19 protein-coding genes are annotated in these 19,355 nt (G+C 38.3%); all 19 read right to left on the bottom strand.

Annotated features, from left to right (window positions below; all coding sequences use genetic code 11):
- Positions 1–10 precede the first annotated feature (10 nt).
- Positions 11–331: a nucleotidyltransferase family protein gene (locus tag MCT08_RS02315; RefSeq protein ID WP_274677810.1), complete on the bottom strand. Its 321-nt coding sequence runs from the start codon at positions 329–331 to the stop codon at positions 11–13.
- Positions 321–746, bottom strand: a complete 426-nt coding sequence (locus tag MCT08_RS02310; RefSeq protein ID WP_172533261.1) for an HI0074 family nucleotidyltransferase substrate-binding subunit — start codon at positions 744–746, stop codon at positions 321–323. Before MCT08_RS02310 ends, MCT08_RS02315 begins: the two co-directional genes overlap by 11 nt.
- 100 nt (positions 747–846) lie before the next feature.
- Complete coding sequence (locus MCT08_RS02305; protein WP_274677809.1) at positions 847–2,163, bottom strand: MBL fold metallo-hydrolase RNA specificity domain-containing protein; 1,317 nt, start codon at positions 2,161–2,163, stop codon at positions 847–849.
- 181 nt (positions 2,164–2,344) lie between these two features.
- On the bottom strand, positions 2,345–4,282 hold the full coding sequence (locus MCT08_RS02300; RefSeq protein WP_274677808.1) for a polysaccharide biosynthesis protein: 1,938 nt from the start codon (positions 4,280–4,282) through the stop codon (positions 2,345–2,347).
- Positions 4,283–4,363: 81 nt separating this feature from the next.
- A complete protein-coding gene (locus MCT08_RS02295) occupies positions 4,364–4,912 on the bottom strand; it encodes a sugar transferase (RefSeq protein WP_094151050.1) in 549 nt (182 codons plus the stop codon).
- A 3-nt stretch (positions 4,913–4,915) separates the two neighbouring features.
- Entirely contained in the window at positions 4,916–5,830 is a 915-nt protein-coding gene (locus MCT08_RS02290; protein WP_274677807.1) for an NAD-dependent epimerase/dehydratase family protein, read from the bottom strand.
- Between the two features lie 3 nt (positions 5,831–5,833).
- Positions 5,834–6,595, bottom strand: a complete 762-nt coding sequence (locus MCT08_RS02285) for a glycosyltransferase family 2 protein (RefSeq protein WP_274677806.1) — start codon at positions 6,593–6,595, stop codon at positions 5,834–5,836.
- A gap of 101 nt (positions 6,596–6,696) precedes the next feature.
- On the bottom strand, positions 6,697–8,130 hold the full coding sequence (locus MCT08_RS02280) for a phosphomannomutase (RefSeq protein WP_274677805.1): 1,434 nt from the start codon (positions 8,128–8,130) through the stop codon (positions 6,697–6,699).
- Between the two features lie 10 nt (positions 8,131–8,140).
- The gene (locus tag MCT08_RS02275; protein ID WP_274677804.1) at positions 8,141–9,547 is read right to left on the bottom strand and encodes a mannose-1-phosphate guanylyltransferase/mannose-6-phosphate isomerase; all 1,407 of its coding nucleotides are present in this window, start codon (positions 9,545–9,547) and stop codon (positions 8,141–8,143) included.
- Positions 9,548–9,554: 7 nt separating this feature from the next.
- On the bottom strand, positions 9,555–10,040 hold the full coding sequence (locus MCT08_RS02270) for a GDP-mannose mannosyl hydrolase (RefSeq protein ID WP_274677803.1): 486 nt from the start codon (positions 10,038–10,040) through the stop codon (positions 9,555–9,557).
- A gap of 41 nt (positions 10,041–10,081) precedes the next feature.
- Positions 10,082–11,041 carry a GDP-L-fucose synthase gene (gene fcl, locus MCT08_RS02265; protein ID WP_274677802.1) on the bottom strand — a complete coding sequence of 320 codons (960 nt, stop codon included), beginning with the start codon at positions 11,039–11,041 and terminating at the stop codon, positions 10,082–10,084.
- 83 nt (positions 11,042–11,124) lie between these two features.
- Positions 11,125–12,237, bottom strand: coding sequence for a GDP-mannose 4,6-dehydratase (gene gmd, locus MCT08_RS02260; protein WP_274677801.1), 1,113 nt, complete (start codon positions 12,235–12,237; stop codon positions 11,125–11,127).
- Positions 12,238–12,255: 18 nt separating this feature from the next.
- A complete protein-coding gene (locus MCT08_RS02255; protein ID WP_274677800.1) occupies positions 12,256–13,221 on the bottom strand; it encodes a glycosyltransferase family 4 protein in 966 nt (321 codons plus the stop codon).
- Positions 13,222–13,324: 103 nt separating this feature from the next.
- A complete protein-coding gene (locus MCT08_RS02250; protein ID WP_274677799.1) occupies positions 13,325–14,482 on the bottom strand; it encodes a hypothetical protein in 1,158 nt (385 codons plus the stop codon).
- Positions 14,451–15,659 carry an oligosaccharide flippase family protein gene (locus MCT08_RS02245; protein ID WP_274677798.1) on the bottom strand — a complete coding sequence of 403 codons (1,209 nt, stop codon included), beginning with the start codon at positions 15,657–15,659 and terminating at the stop codon, positions 14,451–14,453. Before MCT08_RS02245 ends, MCT08_RS02250 begins: the two co-directional genes overlap by 32 nt.
- Positions 15,649–16,665 (bottom strand): glycosyltransferase, encoded by a 1,017-nt coding sequence (locus MCT08_RS02240; protein WP_274677797.1) that lies wholly within the window; start codon positions 16,663–16,665, stop codon positions 15,649–15,651. Before MCT08_RS02240 ends, MCT08_RS02245 begins: the two co-directional genes overlap by 11 nt.
- A complete protein-coding gene (locus MCT08_RS18645; RefSeq protein WP_425609319.1) occupies positions 16,662–17,891 on the bottom strand; it encodes an EpsG family protein in 1,230 nt (409 codons plus the stop codon). Before MCT08_RS18645 ends, MCT08_RS02240 begins: the two co-directional genes overlap by 4 nt.
- 4 nt (positions 17,892–17,895) lie before the next feature.
- Positions 17,896–18,621: a glycosyltransferase gene (locus tag MCT08_RS02235; protein WP_274677796.1), complete on the bottom strand. Its 726-nt coding sequence runs from the start codon at positions 18,619–18,621 to the stop codon at positions 17,896–17,898.
- Position 18,622: 1 nt separating this feature from the next.
- On the bottom strand, positions 18,623–19,354 hold the full coding sequence (locus tag MCT08_RS02230; RefSeq protein WP_274677795.1) for a 3-deoxy-manno-octulosonate cytidylyltransferase: 732 nt from the start codon (positions 19,352–19,354) through the stop codon (positions 18,623–18,625).
- Between the last annotated feature and the right edge of the window lies 1 nt (position 19,355).

Below are 19,355 nucleotides of genomic sequence, written 5' to 3'. Positions count from 1 at the left end.
GGTTCGGCTTTCACTTGATCTGCAAGCCATGCTGTTCGATATGGGCCAACAATTCAGGTGAAGTGATTTTATGCTTAATCAACAAATCGACCTTGTATGGTAAAGATGATTGATCCAAGGTATCAAGCATCAGCGCAATCTCATTTAAGGTGAGCGCTTTCCCTTCTAACGCAATGTCGATATCTGAACTCTCTTTAAATGTACCCAGCGCCCGAGAGCCAAAAACCCACGCACGCTCAACCAAAGGGTTGGACAATATTACGTCGTTCAATAGCTGATATTGATGAAGTTTTAAACCAATTTTTATTGAGACAAGGGCTTTACTGACCACTTTTTGCCTCTAAATTTTTCACTTCTAAATAGTCGGTAATCTCACCAATTACCGGAGAAAAACGTTCCACAATAAGCTGTTGTGCTTCAAGGACATTTTTTTCATCGTAGGTATGTGATAGCAGATTTCGCTTCATCAATGCTTCAAGTAGCACCTCACATTGTTCAGAAGAAAGATGTCTCGCCTCTAATGCGGTACGAATAACACTTCGTGGTGAAGCAACATCAAAACCTTCAAATTCAAGTAAATCTTTTAGCGTTTTCCAAGTTAACTCAAATGAAAACTCGAACGTTTGCACTAACCCAGCAAGCTCTAGTTCATTGTAAGTTTTTTGAGAACAAGCTTTTTCAAGACGATGCTGCGCTTTGGATAAGTTTTGTAGACGCTGTTTCCAACGTTGAGGGTTTAAAGTCATCGTATTCACCTTAGCACGGGATGCTCGAATTCTAACGGATGAAGTATGATACCTTCCCACCAAGGAAAGAGAAACGCAAACCTTCGTTCGCTGACTCACCTCAACTCACAACCTTATACCCCGCACTTCTGAGCTTTACAGCAAAAGCTTGCTTTGTTTCCGGCTCTCCGTGAATTAGATGGATCTGCTTTGGTTTTTCAGCAATACCTTCAATAAAACGCAACAGGTCTGCTTGATCTGCATGGGCTGAATAGCCAGACATGGTATGAATGAACGCGTTAACCTGCGTTTGTTGACCATCAATCCACACCTGGTTATCACCTTGCTGTATTGCGCGACCTAGCGTTCCTTCAGCTTGGTAACCTGCAAAAATGACGTCGGTGCGCTGATCTGGCAATAGCGCTTGTAGATAGTCCATCACTCGCCCACCCTCACACATACCAGAAGCAGCAACAACAATTGCGGGCTCACCCGTTGAGGCTAAGCGGTTCACTAAAGCATGATGTGAGCGATTATCTTCAACCGTTATACACTGCTCGAAAGCCAATGGATGCCGCTTTGCGTCTAAACGCACTTTCGCTTCTTTGCCCCACAGTTTTTTAAAACGGCGATAAGACTTGGTTACTTTTTGCGCCATCGGCGAGTCTAAAATAATCGGAATATTGCCAGCAATACCATGTTCGAAAATCAATTGCTCGATATCAAACAGTAATTCCTGAGTTCGACCAACACTAAACGCAGGAATCAAGATCGTGCCGCCATCTTGCAGTGAACGGTTGATAATGGCCTGCAGGCGCTGCGACCTTTGCTCGACACTTTCGTGAACTTTATCGCCATAGGTCGTTTCAATGTAGAGGTAGTCCGCACGTGGTGGCGAAACTGGGTCTGGCAGCAGTGGTGTATGGCTTGGACCGAGATCACCAGAAAAAACCACAATCTCGTTATTTGGTAATTTAAACTCGACAAATGCCGAACCTAATATATGACCTGCTGGGTTGAAGCGAAAATAGCAATGAGGGAGATCACGAGAAAGTGGCTGCCACACGCCGTATTCAATCGGCTTAATCAGTGACTTGACGCGATCCAATACTCGATGGCGCTGCCCATGGTTAAGCCCCAGTTGAAGCTTTAAGCCATCTTCGAGCATCAGTGGCACAAGCTCTGCGGTTGCGGGAGTGCAGTAAATCGGTTGGTTAAAGCCGGCGGCCAATAGCCAGGGAATACGCCCGATATGATCAATGTGCGAATGTGTTAACACCAACGCTTTGATATGACGAACCGCAAATTCGATGTTGACCGACTTTGGACTTTTCCCCTGCACTAAACCACAATCAATGAGCACTCCAACACCATTAAGATTGAGTTCATGGCAAGAGCCAGTGACCGTATGTTTTCCGCCATGATGAATGATGTTCATAAATTACACCCCTTAAATATCGACTCACAATTATGAAACCACACGAGCAATAAGTAAGCTCATCACTATTATTCTTCGAGTTATATCGAAAAATAATCTGCCGGCTTTATCGTCAAAAGCGCATCCTGTTCAGATCAAACCCTATAAACCAAAAGAGCCCCAACAATGGGGCTCTTTTAAATTAATGTCGTATCTCGCAGGGTGGCTCACTACCATCATGCAACCGATGCCAAACTAGATCGCAAATACCATCAGAAGGATTAAAGTCAGTCGGTGCTGAGATCAATAATTCGCGAATTTTTTCATGGTCAAAATTATGACAAGCAGAATCTAATTGCTCTAACAAACATGTATAGTCCGACAGGGGTAAAAACCGCTCACTCGCGGTCATGATCCTTTCATGAGCCGTTTGCTCGACATTATCGCCAATAAGAAGCTCTTCGAATAACTTTTCACCTGGACGTAGGCCTGAGAATTCAATTGAGATATCACCATAAGGGTTTTCTTCATTTTTAACTTCAAGGCCAGATAACCGGATTAGATTTTCCGCAAGATCAATAATCTTGACTGGTTCACCCATATCCAAGACAAATACATCGCCCCCTTTGCCCATTGCTCCAGCTTGAATTACCAACTGGGCCGCCTCAGGAATCGTCATAAAATAGCGGATAATATCAGGGTGAGTTACCGTTAATGGCCCACCTTTCAAGATTTGCTTCTTAAATAACGGGACAACAGAACCTGATGAACCAAGAACATTACCAAAGCGCACCATGCAAAAACGAGTGCCATCACTTTTCATTTTCTCTTGTTCAGCTAAAGCTTGAAGGCCTAATTCTGCCATACGTTTTGTCGTACCCATCACATTAGTCGGTCTGACGGCTTTATCAGTCGAAATCAACACAAATGATTCAACTTTAGCTTCAATGGCCGCTTTTGCAGTGTAGTAAGTACCAAACACATTATTACGTACCCCTTCAACAACATTGTATTCCACCAAGGGTACGTGCTTATAGGCAGCGGCATGATAAATGGTTTGGACTGCAAAACTTTTCATCACCACGGACAAGCGGTTGATGCGTTGAACAGACCCTAACAGTGGGATAATTTCAACATCGAGCCCTTTTTCTTTTGCAAGCAGATGTAGCTCACGATCTATTTGGTACAAGCCAAATTCAGACAATTCGAACAGGATAAGGGTTTTCGGTTTACATGAAAGAATTTGACGACACAATTCAGAACCGATCGAACCACCAGCACCGGTCACCATCACGACTTTGTTTTTTATATTGGCTTCCAGCAATGACCGTTGTGGTGTGACTGCATCCCTACCGAGCAAATCATCTATCGCAACGTCTTTCAACTCATCAATTGTTGCCTTGCCTTCTACAATATCTTTCATATCCGGCACCGTGAGCACTTCAGCGGAAAGAGGCACTAGTCCATCTAAAATTTGCTTACGACGCGCACGCGACGCACTCGGCACTGCTAATAGAATTTGATGTACATTGTATTTATCAACGGCAGCAGAGGCCTCTTTGAGATTTCTTACCGATAACCCCATGATCACGGTATTTTCAAGAGTCGAATCTTCATCAATAAAACCCACGACTTTATGGGTTTCAGATGAACGCAACGCCCAAGCCAATTGCCTACCAGCAGAACCGGCACCATAGATAAGAACGTTTTTCTTCCCTTTGCCATTAACTTGCGCAACCAGTACACGAACAATGAGCCGCGAACCACCACATAACAAACAAAGAAAGGTGCCATAGATAATAGGCACTGAACGCGGTATTGACGCATCAAAATAAAATGCAAGTATCGCAACCGTTGCCGCCGAGATTGCCGTACCAGCACTCACCACCGCTAGCGCATGAAAGGTCAAATAACGAAGCACAGCACGATATAGCCCAAGTCGCGTATAGACAAAAAGCGTCACCGCTAACGTACCTAGAATTACATAGCGAGTAGAAACATCATCAAGTGACTGAATATGACCAATGCGAGTCCAATACGCGGCATAGAAAGAAGCAATAATAAAAAATGTGTCTATACATACGCTGATAATGCGTTTGTTAAACCTTGAGAGGGTCCAGATAAAATTAAGCCTAGCCATGTTATTTCTCTAATACAAACCAACGCCAGTATTGTACTGGCGTTGGTTTAAAAAGTCTTTGTAGATAAATTGAAAGCAGTGTTACTTCACAGCATCACCACTACCACTGCCCGTTGCTGTCATTAATATGTACTTGAAGTAATCTTTTAACGTCAAGGTATCAATCATCTGCTTATCTGTTTTTGCCAATAGCTGCGGTGTAGACATATCAATATTTTGCACCTGAGCAAGGCCAGTGATACCGGGTAGAACATCATATACCCCTAGGGCATCACGTTCTTTAATCAGTTCTTCTTGGTTGAACAAATTTGGACGCGGCCCCACCAAGCTCATTTCGCCTTTCACCACGTTAATCAACTGAGGTAATTCATCGATTTTGGTTTTACGAAGAAAAGCACCGAGTTTAGTGATTGATGCATTGTTCGCTAAGTGGCTTGCTACAGACTTGGTTTCTACCGACATGGTACGAAACTTAATCAACTTGAATGGCTTTTTATTTCTGCCTACTCGAGTTTGAACAAAAATCGGAGAACCTGTGTCAAAGAGGCCAATAATGGTGACAATCAATAGCACTGGCCACAGAAACAGCAAGCCAAAGAATGCGGCTAGGAAATCTAAAAGACGAATCATATATTATTTTGTTCCGGTATCACGCAATGTTGCCATTGCTTGCTTCATTGTTAGCGGAGGTATCCAACCTAACACATCGTTGATGTTAGAAGAGTCCACTTCTAAGTTGCCATACAACTGTTCAATCATAACTGATTTTCCGGTTAATGTTCCGATGAGACGCATTAGACTCACTGGAATTGGCAATTGGATAACTTTCTTCCCAAGTCCTTCAGCTATGGCATTTGTAAATTCTTGGATAGAAACTGTTTCACCGTCGCTCGCTAAAAAGGTATGACCTGCGGCATCTGGGTGCGTAGCACAAGTAATTAAAAGATCAGCCAAATTCTGCACGGCAATGAAGTCACGTCGATTATACGCTAAACCAAAGGGTAAAATCGGCAACTTATTGACTAGCTTCGTGAGCATACCAAAATTACCTGGTGCATTCGCTCCGTAGACCAACGTTGGTCGCACAATCACAACTTCAAGTCCCGTTTCTTCAGAAATTTTCTTTAAACCAATTTCCGCATCGTATTTAGATTGTGCATAAGCATTGTGGGGGTTTTCTTTGGCATTTGATATGAATGGTTTATCAGTGGTTGATGTTCCATTTACACCAATGGAGCTAACAAAAACAAAGCGTTTTACACCAGATTCTGCAGCTTTTAAAGCAAGCCTCAAAGTCCCATCTGTATTTACAGCTTTATAGTTAGCCACCGAAAAAGAATTATTGTGCGCTAGCCCCGCCAAATGAATTAGCGAATCAACCTCATCAAAGCAACTCCCCCATTCAGTATATGAGTCGATGCCAGGTACGGTGTATATATTTTTAAATGGATGGTTTTCACCTAAACGAACAACGCAGCGAAAATCCCTTTTCAACTTTGTCAATTCACGTCCAACAAAGCCAGTAGGGCCTGTAACTAGAATTGTCATAACTTAAACACTCACAAATTTTCGAATCAGTAATGTGAATATTTTGTAAGGCAGCTTAAGCGCAACCATAGCAAGGTTTGTATAGATCCCATTTTCTCGACAGGCTCTAACGATCTCTGCATTTTGATGAATTCGCCACATAAAACCACTAGAGCTTATTCCGCCCTCTCTCATCTTTACAGTTATCTTAGGTACCCGATTGAATATCATCCCTTTTTTCACACAACGGGCTATAAACTCAAAATCGGCTGCTACTCTATAATTTAATTTATAGAAACCGCATTTTTCATAAACAGACTTTTTAGCATAGAAAGTAGGATGCGGTAACATTAAGCCAAATCTAATCAGTGACTTTCTGAAAATTTTAGAACTGTAAAGCCTCGTGACTTTGCCAGTGTCATCGGCTTGTACATAAACGAGATCAGAATACACTGCATCAATATTCAATTGATTAAAACCCGACATTAAATCAGATACACTCGATTGAGAGACAAAAAAGTCATCTGAGTTTAAAATACCAATGACATCACCACTAGCCAGTTTTATTCCTTTATTCATAGCATCATAAAGACCTTCATCTTTTTCACTAAGATAAACATCCACATCACCAGAGTACCTTTTAATGATGTCATTAGTACTGTCTGTTGAGCCACCATCGATAATGATATACTCGATATCTCTATATGTTTGCGAAGCTACTGAATTGATAGTATCCCCTATAGTTTTTTCCGAATTGTAACAAACCGTTATTATTGATACTTTCATTTTATGTTAATACTACCTAGCAATAGGTTCGTGCAACTATACCCTAGCTATTACACGAACAATTCGAAATAAATCAGAAAAGACAGGAACAAAAACACTCCTTATAAATTATCGAGTTCAATCGTCCTTAATTTTTCTAACGTGCATGCTACGATTTGATTTGCCTTTTCGATTGAATTTGATTCTGCATAACAGCGAAGTTCAGGAGCATTACCGGACGGACGCAAATGAATGATGGTATGATTCGATAACTCTAACCTTAGACCGTCGGTATTATCCACACAGACAACATCAAGATCATCAAAACCTAGGAGCTCTAATAACTGTTTAGTATTTTGACGACCATATTCCAATACCGACAAGCTCTTTTCTATCGCAAAATTCTGAATGCGGTCACTATGTGTAAAGCGCTGTGGTAGATTACTTACCAAGCTTTCAATCGCTGAGTTTTTCGCTAGGGAAAGTAACATTAACGCAGGCAACACCGCATCACGAGTAGGAAGCGCTTTTAAACAATGACCATTGATCGTGATGTCAGAGCCTAAAAGAAATCCACCGTTTGCTTCAAAACCAGCTACTGTTTGATAGTTTGCCAATAATTCGCCAAACTCAGCAATCACATAAGGCGAACCAATCTTGGTTTTGGAGACCGTCTTGAATATTGGCGAACTTGCAATCACTGAGTTACAACTCACTGGTATCGCTAATGCTTCGATGTTCATCTCTTGTGCACAAAGGAGCCCTAAGATATCGCCACGCAACCATGCACCGTTTTCATCTGCCACAAGCGGCCTATCACCATCACCATCGGTTGAGAAGATAAAATCAAGATTATACTCTTGCGACCAAGCACGCGCTTTCAACCGGTCTGATTCAGCTACGGCTTCGGTATCAATTGGCACAAACTCATCGGTTCTCTCTAGAGCAATTACCTCAGCACCTAATGCTTCAAATAACCCTTGGTATATATCACGCCCTGCACTTGAATGTTCATATACTCCAATGCGCTTACCTTTCAGCAAATCGGATTCAAACAGACTTGTATAACGCTCAACATATTGCTCGGCGGCTCTCGAACTTTCTAAGAGTTTGGGCTGGATGATTTCTCTGTCAAAATCAACTTCTGCGTTGAGAATCGCCTGTTCATCCACTTTGGTGATCTCACCATCTGGACGATAAAATTTTAGACCATTGCGGTCGAAGGGGATGTGACTGCCGGTGACCATGATACACGGAATATCATCTTGCATCGCCGAGTAAGCTAGCGCTGGAGTAGGAATAACACCGTAGTAGATGGCTTCGAAGCCTTCAGCTTCAATCGCAGCAATACAAGCTTGCGCCATAGCTGCGCTGCTTGGACGATTGTCAATGGCAAGCGCCACTTGCTTGAATACAAATCGTCCAGATAGCCCGTGTAAAAACGCATGAGCAAAAGCCGCGCAGACCTCTGGAGTAAACTGCGTGACCAACCCACGAGCCCCACTGGTGCCAAATTGAACACCCGATTCTGCAATGACCTCTCTCGTATTTAACATCACCATAGTTTTAGTACCCCACTCCATATTCTTCCAAGCGCACAATGTCATCTTCTTGCAGATAACTGCCTGAGCGAACTTCAATCAAATGCAAATCAACTTTACCGGGGTTCTCAATACGATGCGCCGAGCCCAACGGGATAAATGTCGATTGATTTTCACTGACTAAATAGCTTTTATTACCATTGGTGACTTTCGCGGTTCCTTGCACCACAATCCAGTGCTCCGCTCGATGATGGTGCATTTGCAGAGCCGTTTGCTCACCTGGTTTTACACACAAATGTTTCACATGGTAGCGTTCACCTTCAGCAATTTCATCATGCGATCCCCAAGGGCGGTAAACCTCTCGATGTTGCTCACATTCGCGACGTTGTTGAATTTTAAGTTGATTAACCACATTCTTCACATCTTGCACTTTGTCTCTATTGGCGACCAAGACAGCATCTTTGGTTTCAATAATCACCAAATTATCGACACCCACGGTTGAAACCAATTTATTCTGTGCATAGATATAACTATTTTGGGTTTGCTCTGCGATCACATCCCCCACGACCACATTACCATGAACGTCTTTGGATGAAACCTCCCACAGTGCGCTGAATGAGCCAACATCACTCCAGCCGGCATCCATCGGTACAACGAGTGCATCTTGCGTTTTTTCCATTACTGCGTAGTCAACAGAGTCATCAGGGCACTTTGTAAATGCATCTTCGTCTAGACGAATGAAATCAAGATCGTGTCGAGAGCCCTTCATGGCTAACTCACACGCTTGTAAAATATCTGGGCGATGGATTTTAAGCTCTTCAAGGAAACGAGAGGCTTTAAACAAGAACATACCGCTGTTCCAGTAGTATTGACCAGAAGCAAGGTATTGTTCTGCTGTGATTAAGTTCGGTTTTTCTACAAATTGGGCCACACGAAAAGCGCTCTCGCCTACGGCCTCACCTTGTCTGATGTACCCATAGCCAGTCTCCGCAGCTGTTGGCACAATACCAAACGTAACCAACATACCACCTTGTGCTGGTTTAATAGCATTGCTAACCGCCTGGCTAAATGCCACTTGATTCTGGATCACATGATCGGCCGCTAATACTAATAGCAAAGGATCATCACTATTTTTAATTGCATGCAGTGCAGCGAGCGCAATGGCAGGTGCGGTATTACGGCCCACGGGCTCTAATACGATGCCACCATGCTGGATACGTTGCTGCCTAAGTTGCTCTGCAACAATGAAGCGGTGCTCTTGATTGCAAATAAGCATAGGAGCTTGGTGATCTAAGCCAGAAAGTCGCACAATGGTCTCTTGTAACATAGACTTATCACTGGTTAAACTAATAAATTGTTTAGGGTATAAGCTACGAGACAGAGGCCATAAACGACTGCCAGAACCGCCGGCCATAATTACTGGAATAAGCATAGTCAACTCATTGATTTTTATTAAGTGTTCGTTTAGTTATTTTTTGAAAATACCACTTGGTATGGATATGTATGTCATCACTAGACAATAGTTCGTATTTATCATACCAGCGGTAACGAGAGTGTTGTACATCCATAGGTAAATTCAATTCGGAGCGAATGACGATGAGTTTATAAGCAATAGCGACATAATGAGTTGTAAACCCATTACCAAATACATTGTCATCATAGAGGTGTGTATAAGGTCCCAACAGTTTTGCTTGAGAGAGCTTAAACTCATGTCCAAGCTCCTCTAAAGTTAAGCGAGCAAAGGCATCTTCAAGTTTTTCATCCTTAAGAATACGACCACCAGGGACGAACCAGAAACCTTGAGCAGGTCGATTTAAACGCTCTCCAAGTAAAACTTGACCACTTTCGTCCTCAATAACTAAGTCAATTGAAACTAATGGTGTACTTTCAATCACTTGAGAAAAACGTTGTTTGCTTAAAAACATATGCTTTGTTTAACCCTTATATTAGCTCTACCCTAGGTACTTTAACCGCGATAATTTTCTTGATTCTCTAGGAACCACTGGTAAGTCATAGTTAAACCATCTTCTAGGCTCGTCTTCGCTTCCCAGCCTAGACTCTTTAAACGTGAAACATCCATTAACTTACGAGGAGTGCCGTCTGGTTTCGCAGTGTCAAATTCAATTTCGCCGTCAAAACCAACCACTTTTGCAACAGTTTCAACAAGTTCACGGATAGTACAATCCAGACCTGTACCTACGTTTATGTGACTAAGCATTTCTTGCGTATTTTCTAGATACACCTCTTGAGCAAGATTCATTACGTAAATTGACGCTGCTGCCATATCATCTACATGCAAAAACTCTCGCATAGGTTTACCGCTACCCCACGCAACAACTTTACTGTCGCCATTCAATTTTGCTTCGTGGAAGCGACGCAACAACGCCGGAATAACGTGAGAGTTTTGAGGGTGAAAATTGTCATTCTCGCCGTATAAATTGGTTGGCATTACCGAACGGTAGTTACGACCATATTGGCGGTTATAAGACTCACACATTTTGATGCCTGCAATCTTAGCAATTGCGTAAGGTTCGTTGGTTTCTTCCAATGTACCTGTCAATAAGGAGTCTTCGCGCATCGGCTGCGGAGCAAACTTTGGATAGATACAAGATGATCCCAAAAACAGTAAGTCTTGTACATCATGTAAGTGTGCTGAATGAATAATATTGTTTTGAATCGTCAAGTTTTGGTAAATAAATTCGGCAGGGTAAGTATTGTTAGCGACAATCCCACCGACTTTCGCAGCCGCGAGATAAACTTGGTCAACATTGTGAGTCGCAAAAAACTCCTCGACGGCTATTGCATCTAGCAGGTTAAGCTCATTACGAGCTTTGGTAATAACTTCTACTGAGCTGTCTTTAGATAGTTGGCGAACAATAGCAGACCCAACCATCCCCTTATGACCAGCTACAAATACTCTTTTCATACTAGTACCGATAATATAAATAGAAAAAGCAGAGCCTGAAATGAGGAGCTCTGCAATATAAACGAATCAGTATTACTGATTAATTAGCTTTCTAATGAGATCGCAACGTCAAAGCCGTGCTCTTTTAGAACTGCGTGCTGCTTTGCCTGATCGATATCAGACGCTACCATTTCTGCACACATTTCTTCAACAGTGATCTCTGGAGTCCAACCAAGTTTGGCTTTCGCTTTACTCGGGTCACCAAGTAGTGTCTCTACTTCTGCTGGACGGAAGAAGCGAGGGTTTACTCTTACAATAACATCGCCAACTTTCACTTTTGGTGCTTTTTCTTCATCGATAGCAATCACAGTAGCAATCTCATCAATACCTTCGCCGGAAAACTCAAGCTCTATACCTGCTTCCTTCGCTGACAAACGAACAAACTCACGTACAGAGATCTGCTTACCAGTAGCAATAACAAAATCTTCAGCTTGCTCTTGCTGAAGCATCATCCATTGCATGCGAACGTAATCTTTAGCATGACCCCAATCACGTAGTGCATCCATGTTGCCAAGCTCTAGACAAGATTCCAGACCTTGAGAGATGTTAGCGATCGCACGAGTAATCTTACGAGTCACAAAGGTTTCACCACGGCGCGGCGACTCGTGGTTAAACAAAATACCATTGCACGCATACATACCGTAAGATTCACGATAGTTAACCACAATCCAGTATGCATACATTTTAGCTACAGCGTATGGAGAGCGTGGATAAAAAGGAGTTGTTTCACGCTGAGGAATCTCACGAACTTCGCCATAAAGCTCTGAAGTTGAAGCTTGATAGAAGCGAGTTTTCTTTTCCAAACCGTTGATACGGATCGCTTCCAGAAGACGAAGAGTACCCATGCCATCTACATCAGCAACATATTCTGGTGATTCAAAAGAAACCGCTACATGTGACATTGCGCCTAGGTTATAGATCTCGTCAGGTTCGATCTCTCTGACCAAGCGAATAAGGTTTGCTGAATCCGTAAGATCACCATAGTGCAATTTTAAATCAGCACCACTATTAATTAATGCATCAATACGACCAGTATTATATGAAGATGCTCGACGAATAAGCCCATGAACTTCATAACCTTTCTCAATCAATAATTCAGCAAGATATGAACCATCTTGCCCGGTAATACCAGTAATTAGTGCAACTCTTTTATTCATTTCATTTTGTTCCATTTATCACATTAACTCTTCATAGACTTGAAGTGTCTCTAGAAAACATTTTTCCCAAGAAAACTTGTTTGCTTGCTCAAAGCCTGCTTTTCTGAGTTGATCTCGCATATCACAAACTTTCAATATCGCTTCGGCAAACAAATTCGCGTCAGCATAATCTGTCAAAATTGCCGCACTACCGGCAACTTCTGGAATAGACGATACATTTACAGCTACAACAGGGCATCCTGCACGCATAGCCTCAACAACAGGAATACCAAACCCCTCATAGCTAGATGGGTACAACAACGCATGGGCTCGATTATAAGCGACGTTCAACTCTTCATCACTTAATCGGCCTAACCATTTGTAGCGACCAGGAATATTGCTCTCTAACTTTTTCATCTCTTCAGAGCTAAGTTTACCACCACCAACAATACTAAGCGAAAAGTTGGGCAACTTCCTGAGTACATCAACAGCCACATCGAAATTTTTATAACCTGAACGGGCACCTACAAAAATAATTTCATTACTACTTTCATCAAAATCACTTAGAGGATGGTAAATTTCAGAAACTCCATTATATATAACCTTTATCTTTTTTGAATCAATAGGGCAATATTTTAACAAATCATTTGCGGTATTTTCTGACACACAAATAACAGTATCACTGCGCTTAATCGCACGATATTTTTGCCAGCAATGCAACCATTTTGCAGGACCTTTTATGAATCTCTCATAAGTAAAGTCATGCACTGTTGTGACAATTTTAAAGCCAGAGGTTTCTGGTAAACGGTAATAACTAGAATGAAAGACACCACTTTTATCTTTAGTGGGACAATTTAAATACCTAGTTATCTTAGGCATTTTTATCTCATCTACAATGCAATATTTTTTGTCCGTTTTGGAAATCCTTTCAAGAATATTATTATAATAAACCGTAACCCCACCACCAGATTGTAAGTAGTGGATAATTGGATCAAATACTATCAAAACAAACCCTCTAAAACAAATTTTAAAATACTAAGAAAAGCGCCAATCCCACTTTGACATTAATCAAAAATCAAAAATCAAAAATCAAAAACAGTAGAATATTTTACTTATCTATAAATCCCATAACAGTAACACTATCTATCGCAGTTTTATAGTTATTAACCGATTCCTGACCAATAGAGCTGAGGAATTTTTTTGAACAATTTAAAAAATAATAATCGTCAAATGTCTTTTCTAAGATATGATTTAGATCATCTAAATCCCTAAAAAGAATCTCCTTTGGGAATGGTAACTTAGGAGAACTAGTATCAAAGACAAAAACCTTCATATCTAACATCATAAGCTGAACGATATAACTAGTTGTATGCGCGAGAACAAATTTTGAACATTCGCATGGCAGATCAAAGACCGTGGAATCTTCAAATAAATAGTCATTTGGTTCATTTCTAGGATGCAGTCTTACATTTAGTCTTACGTCTAATCTTTTAGCTAAATTACAAGCAACATTGTAGATTAACTGATTTTCTTTAATAAATATATTCTGATCAAATATAACTGAGATGTATTCAAATTCAGAGCTTTCTTTACAAATTAAAATATTATCAAAGGGAAAACCACAATCAATAACCTTAACTTTAGGGTTATACTTAACAATAAGATCTGTAGTATTCTCCCCCCAAGAAAAAAAATAATCAGTGGATATATTAGTGTAATTTAATATATTTATATTTTTACTTAATGAGTAATCAACATACAATCCGTGCTGTAAAGTAATCGTCTTACAATTGTGAGTCTTAAAATATTCAGCAAGATAATTTTCAATTGGTTGCATTTCAGCATGACAGATCAATGTAGAAGTATTAGTAAGCTCTGAAAAATTCACTCCAAGATATCTAGAAATAGACAAGATTATATATAAACGTTTAAAAAAAGAATATTCTTTCAAAGAAAGAAATAAATTTACTAAGAATTTAACACTTAATAATAAATTAAAATTAAAAGAAAAAACCTCACTAATTTTAATCTTATTAACATCAAAACCTTTAAAGACATCCTCCCAAAAGGAGTCATAGTCAGCTCGAGTCATGGACTTAACCGAGTAAATACTAGAAAATTTCCTTGATTGCTCTACTGATATTTGATATGGAAAAAACAACGCTTTAAAACAGACTTTATTTAAATACAACTTTCTAAATAAACCAAAGGATTCCCACTCAAAAGAATAAAACTCAATCTGCTTTCTTAAACTTTTCAAATTCATAGTAATTTCTATATTTAATTGAATAATAAGTTCTATACATAGCACCGGAAAAATCTGCAATTAAAATTAAGAATGAAAAAGTAATTATACTTGTCTCGTTTGTAATTACAGAAATCATAAATAGAAAAAAGTAAGTGCAAGATGATAAAAATAACCCAATATGCGAATACTTCTCTTTTCCTATTGGTGTTAGATATGGGTAACCAAAAAATGAAGAAAGTATCACAAAGAATAAGGATGAATAAAAAACTAAGCACGATATATATAAATAGGAACTAGAGTCAAAAATGTAGTTCAATATATACTCGCCAAAAAACAAAACAACTATAAAACCTAAAAAATAGCATATGAAAACAGTTTTCACTGTCACCATCAAAGTCTCGAGATTTCTGTTCTTTAGCATATTTGTATAAGAGACCTTCGCTATCGAGCCAATAATAGATTGAGCGACTTTATATAGCTGATTACCTAAAGAATATACACCTGTAATATCATGACCATTATAGATAGATACAAAAAAAACACTCGATTGTTGATATACATTCACAAACATTTTTGAAAAGTGAAATTTAAGACAGTCTTTAAAAATTTCAATATTATTTTCTCTATTATCTATATCATAACTTTGTTCGTTGATAAGCGAAAAAAAATAAAGCACATTCAACAGAAGATAAGAAAAACCATATGAGATAAATATTGAGTAAATCTCACCATCAAAAAAGTATATAAATAAAACTATCACACAGTATATAGACTTACATATGAGCTGAAGTGATAATATTTTCCTATACTTCTCAGCACCATACATTATAGGCTCTAGAGAAAATGTTAGAGAAATACTGATAAATATTATAAATATAGCATCTTCTTTATTAGAAACATATAAAACGATAATACTAGATATTATTATTAATGGTATTTTAGATAAAACAAGCAGCTTGATTGCTTTATTTATAGTAATTCTATTATCAAGTAGATGTTTTGGAATACCTTGTGTAAAGCCCAAATCTAAAATTAAAGATATAATCACAGCACTTGAAAGAATAGTAGCGAAATATCCATACCCAGAGAGACCAAACGAATCAATTATTATAGGAATTATTAAAAGTGGAAAGGCAATATTAACCAAATTAGAGAGCAAGCTGTAAATGGTATTTTTAAGATTTTCAGAAGCCATCTAAAACCTTTATCCAACTTTCTGAGTATTTTTCCAGGTTATAGTTTTTAGAGACAAAATTATAACCTCTCTCTCCAAGAGAAAGATAATTATCGTCTTTTAGCATCAAGTCAATTTTTTCGAAAAACTCTTGTCCTGTTGAAACAATAAAACCACATCCTGCTTTTGATAAAACACTTTCAGTCCCACCACTTTGGTCAAAAGAGACTATCGGTAAAGATAATGACATAGCTTCTAAAATTGATATCGGAAAACACTCATAATAAGAACCAGAAACAAACACTTTAGACTGAGAAAGTATTTGAGCTATATTATCTCTCTGCCCAAGAAAAATCACATTTTCTTTATTTTTATATTTATATTTAAGTCTTTCCAATTCATCACCATCACCTACAATTTTCAAATTAATATTCTCAGGAAAGAACTCTAAAAAAGCATCAATTAACCTTTCAACACCTTTGTCTTTAGTTACTCTCCCGACATAAACTAACCCTTCTTTATTGTTAATACTTGATTTATACAATTCGTTTCCATTCGTAGATATTGCATTATTAATAATAAGAATTTTCTTCGCCGATGGATTATTCCACTTGCTATATTCTAGTTCACTTAAGGTAACGATCGTATCAGCTTTAGAGCTCAGAGAAAAAGCATGCTCCAAAGACAACCAAAATTTACCATTTCTATCTTTTGGAACATGCTCCCACATTATTATATGCTTGAATTTCTTTTTAAAAAAATTAGCGATAACCAAAAGACAATAAGTAGCGTAGTCCGTTGTAATGCAGACATCTTCAAACTTTAACTTAAATAGTATTTTAAAAAACATTAAACACTGGTCAATTTTATTAATGTTATTTTTTGTCACGTTATCAAAAAGATATTCTATATTACATCTGTATTTTGTAGATAATACATTCCGTAAGTCTGAAGCAGCTTTCTCTGTACCTCCCACTTTATTACCATGCAATGTAATTATTTTTATTCCTTTTTTATTATTCATCATTCAACCTTAATCGAGTCAATATCTTCTTTGCTATAGATTGGAAAAAACACCGATGGAGTATAAAGCACTCTAGACCACGAAGGAATTATAACTAACTTATAAGCATTCGTTTTAACAAGCGTTGTAATTGTTATAGACAAAAGTAAGACAAAATATAATAAAGTTCGTTTAAGCACACTATACTGGAATATATTATAGTTAAAAATATATAAAACACCTATAACTGTAAATGCAAAAGAAAAACGAGAAAAAATAGTTTCTGAAGGTGATACAATAAATATAGTCAATAACAATAAGTACAAAAAATTATTTATCAATCTCTCTTTTTTGCTTGAAATTTTACAATAAAAGACATAAAAGAAGGCAACGCAATAAAATAGCATAGGGTTAACTATAAACTTTACGACATACTCGAACTTAGATAATGAATCTATAGATTCCATTATTATCGATTTATCAAAATACAGTGCAAAGTAAAAGCCATTTTCAACTAAAATATTTTTAAAAACATTTATTACAGAGAAAAATAAATCTGAACTCAGGCCAGAAACCATTAACAACATAAATAAAATGGAGGAAAATCTCTTTATATTGTCATTTATTTTTAACTTACATGCGAACATGATAATTAAAAGAACAATAACAGAAGAATGGATTAATAATGCTACAAAGAAATACAATAAGTATTTGGATTTGCTTTTTAATACATAATTCCACATTCCATAAATGAAAATTATTATTGCCAGATGCTGTCTCAAGGAACTTGCTATCCCAATAAATGGAACAGCACACCATATTGAAATCGTTAAGATGAGGAACTGAAAATCAGTTAATCTCTTTGATTCATGGATATTTACAAGAATCGTTAGTAGAGTTATATAAGAAAAAAATATTGATATTGCAGGCAATACTTCCTTTGGTAAACCTATAGATGCAATAAACCACATGTAAAAATGGAGCGGTAGATACCTGATATGCCCATATTCAAATAATTCACTAAAAGGCATATTGCTAATAGTTAAAAAGGATTCATAATGTCTAGCCAAATCCCAGACATTATAAGGAATCAATAAAAATGCAAAGCCAGAAAATATTAGAGAGATAAAAAAAACACTTTGATATCTTGGTCTTAACAAAAAACAAAATATAGATAATATACTGATCGGCAGATATATTAATGATGATAAATCTAATAGCAACCTAGAGAGCGTGAGTTTATTCTTCACAACATTAACTTCTTTTTATCTCTTTGTATTTATAATAAATACTAGCAATTACATTCTCAATTATAGTATTATGTTCTAATCTAGCTAATTTAGCTTCTTTTAATCCCAAGCTTTCATATTCATCACTAACGCCACCATCCCTCATCATAACAAGTACTTTATCAATCGAACATATTTTATAACCATCTTTTTTTATTCTTAAAAGCACATCATAATCACCAGCGATCTTATACTTCTTCTCATAATAGTATTTTTTATGTAGATCACTTTTAAAAATGGTTGCTGGATGATTTAGGCTCATGGCTAAACATAGTTTATTAACTGATGATTTTCTGGTCTTAATGGTTTCTAATGTATCTCTTTCAACCAGATCAACAAGCCCACTGAGTACGTCTATTTGTGGGGACTTCTTCAACATTTCACTAATATAGCTAAGTGCATTAGAAACATAAATATCATCAGCGTTGAGAAAACATATATATTCTCCTTTAGCAAGGTTCAAACCCTTGTTCATAGCGTCATAAATACCTTCATCACTTTCACTGATTATAACATCAATACTCTCCTTGTATTGATTTATGATCTCCATCGTTCTATCGGTTGAGCCCCCATCAATAATAATATACTCGATTTCATCTATATTAGGTTGAGTGATAACACTTTGAATGCAAGATGATACGTAGTCTTCACAGTTATATACTACTGTCACAACAGTGATGTACTTTCCCATATTATTTACTCAATTTATACTTTATTTTCTCAACATCTCCCGGAACATCAACGGCGAGAGAACCGGCTTCAACTTCAACCATATCTACAACATAATCTGATTCCAAAAAGCGCAGTATCTCAATGTCTTCTACTTGCTCATGGCGAGTCTTCGCTTTGTTGCTGTAGAAGAAGGCCAGCTGCTCTTTTGAAAAAGCGTAGATACACACTTGCTTGTAACCAAATTGATATTCACCCGTTTTAGTCTGAGGGATGCCTGCTCGGCTCATGTAAAGTAACTTACCAGATTGGCTGAAAGTTACTTTCGGCACAGTAAAAGAGCGAAACTCTTGCTCTGAAGTAATGGCACACATAGCATTGGTCACATTGCCACTCTTTAAAAAAGCCTTAATCACCGTATTGATGTCATCTGGATTAATAAGTGGCTCGTCACCTTGGACATTAACGATGAAGTCACAGTTAAGCTGTAAGTTGGCTTCTGCCAGTCTGTCGGTGCCAGTTAAGCATTCCGAGCTTGTCATCACGACCTGACCACCAAAGGTTTCAACCGCACTTTGGATGCGAACATCGTCGGTTGCCACGTATACTTTTTCTTGTCCCACAGCTAAGCAGCAACGCTCCCAGACGTGCTGTATCATTGGTTTACCACAAATATCGACTAATGGTTTACCCGGGAATCGACTTGATTCGTAACGTGCTGGAATAACGACAGCAAAGGTTTTCTCATTACTCATG

Source organism: Vibrio aestuarianus (genome assembly GCF_028858425.1).
In the GTDB taxonomy this organism is placed as follows: domain Bacteria; phylum Pseudomonadota; class Gammaproteobacteria; order Enterobacterales; family Vibrionaceae; genus Vibrio; species Vibrio aestuarianus.
This window is presented reverse-complemented; position numbering and strand designations above follow the sequence as displayed.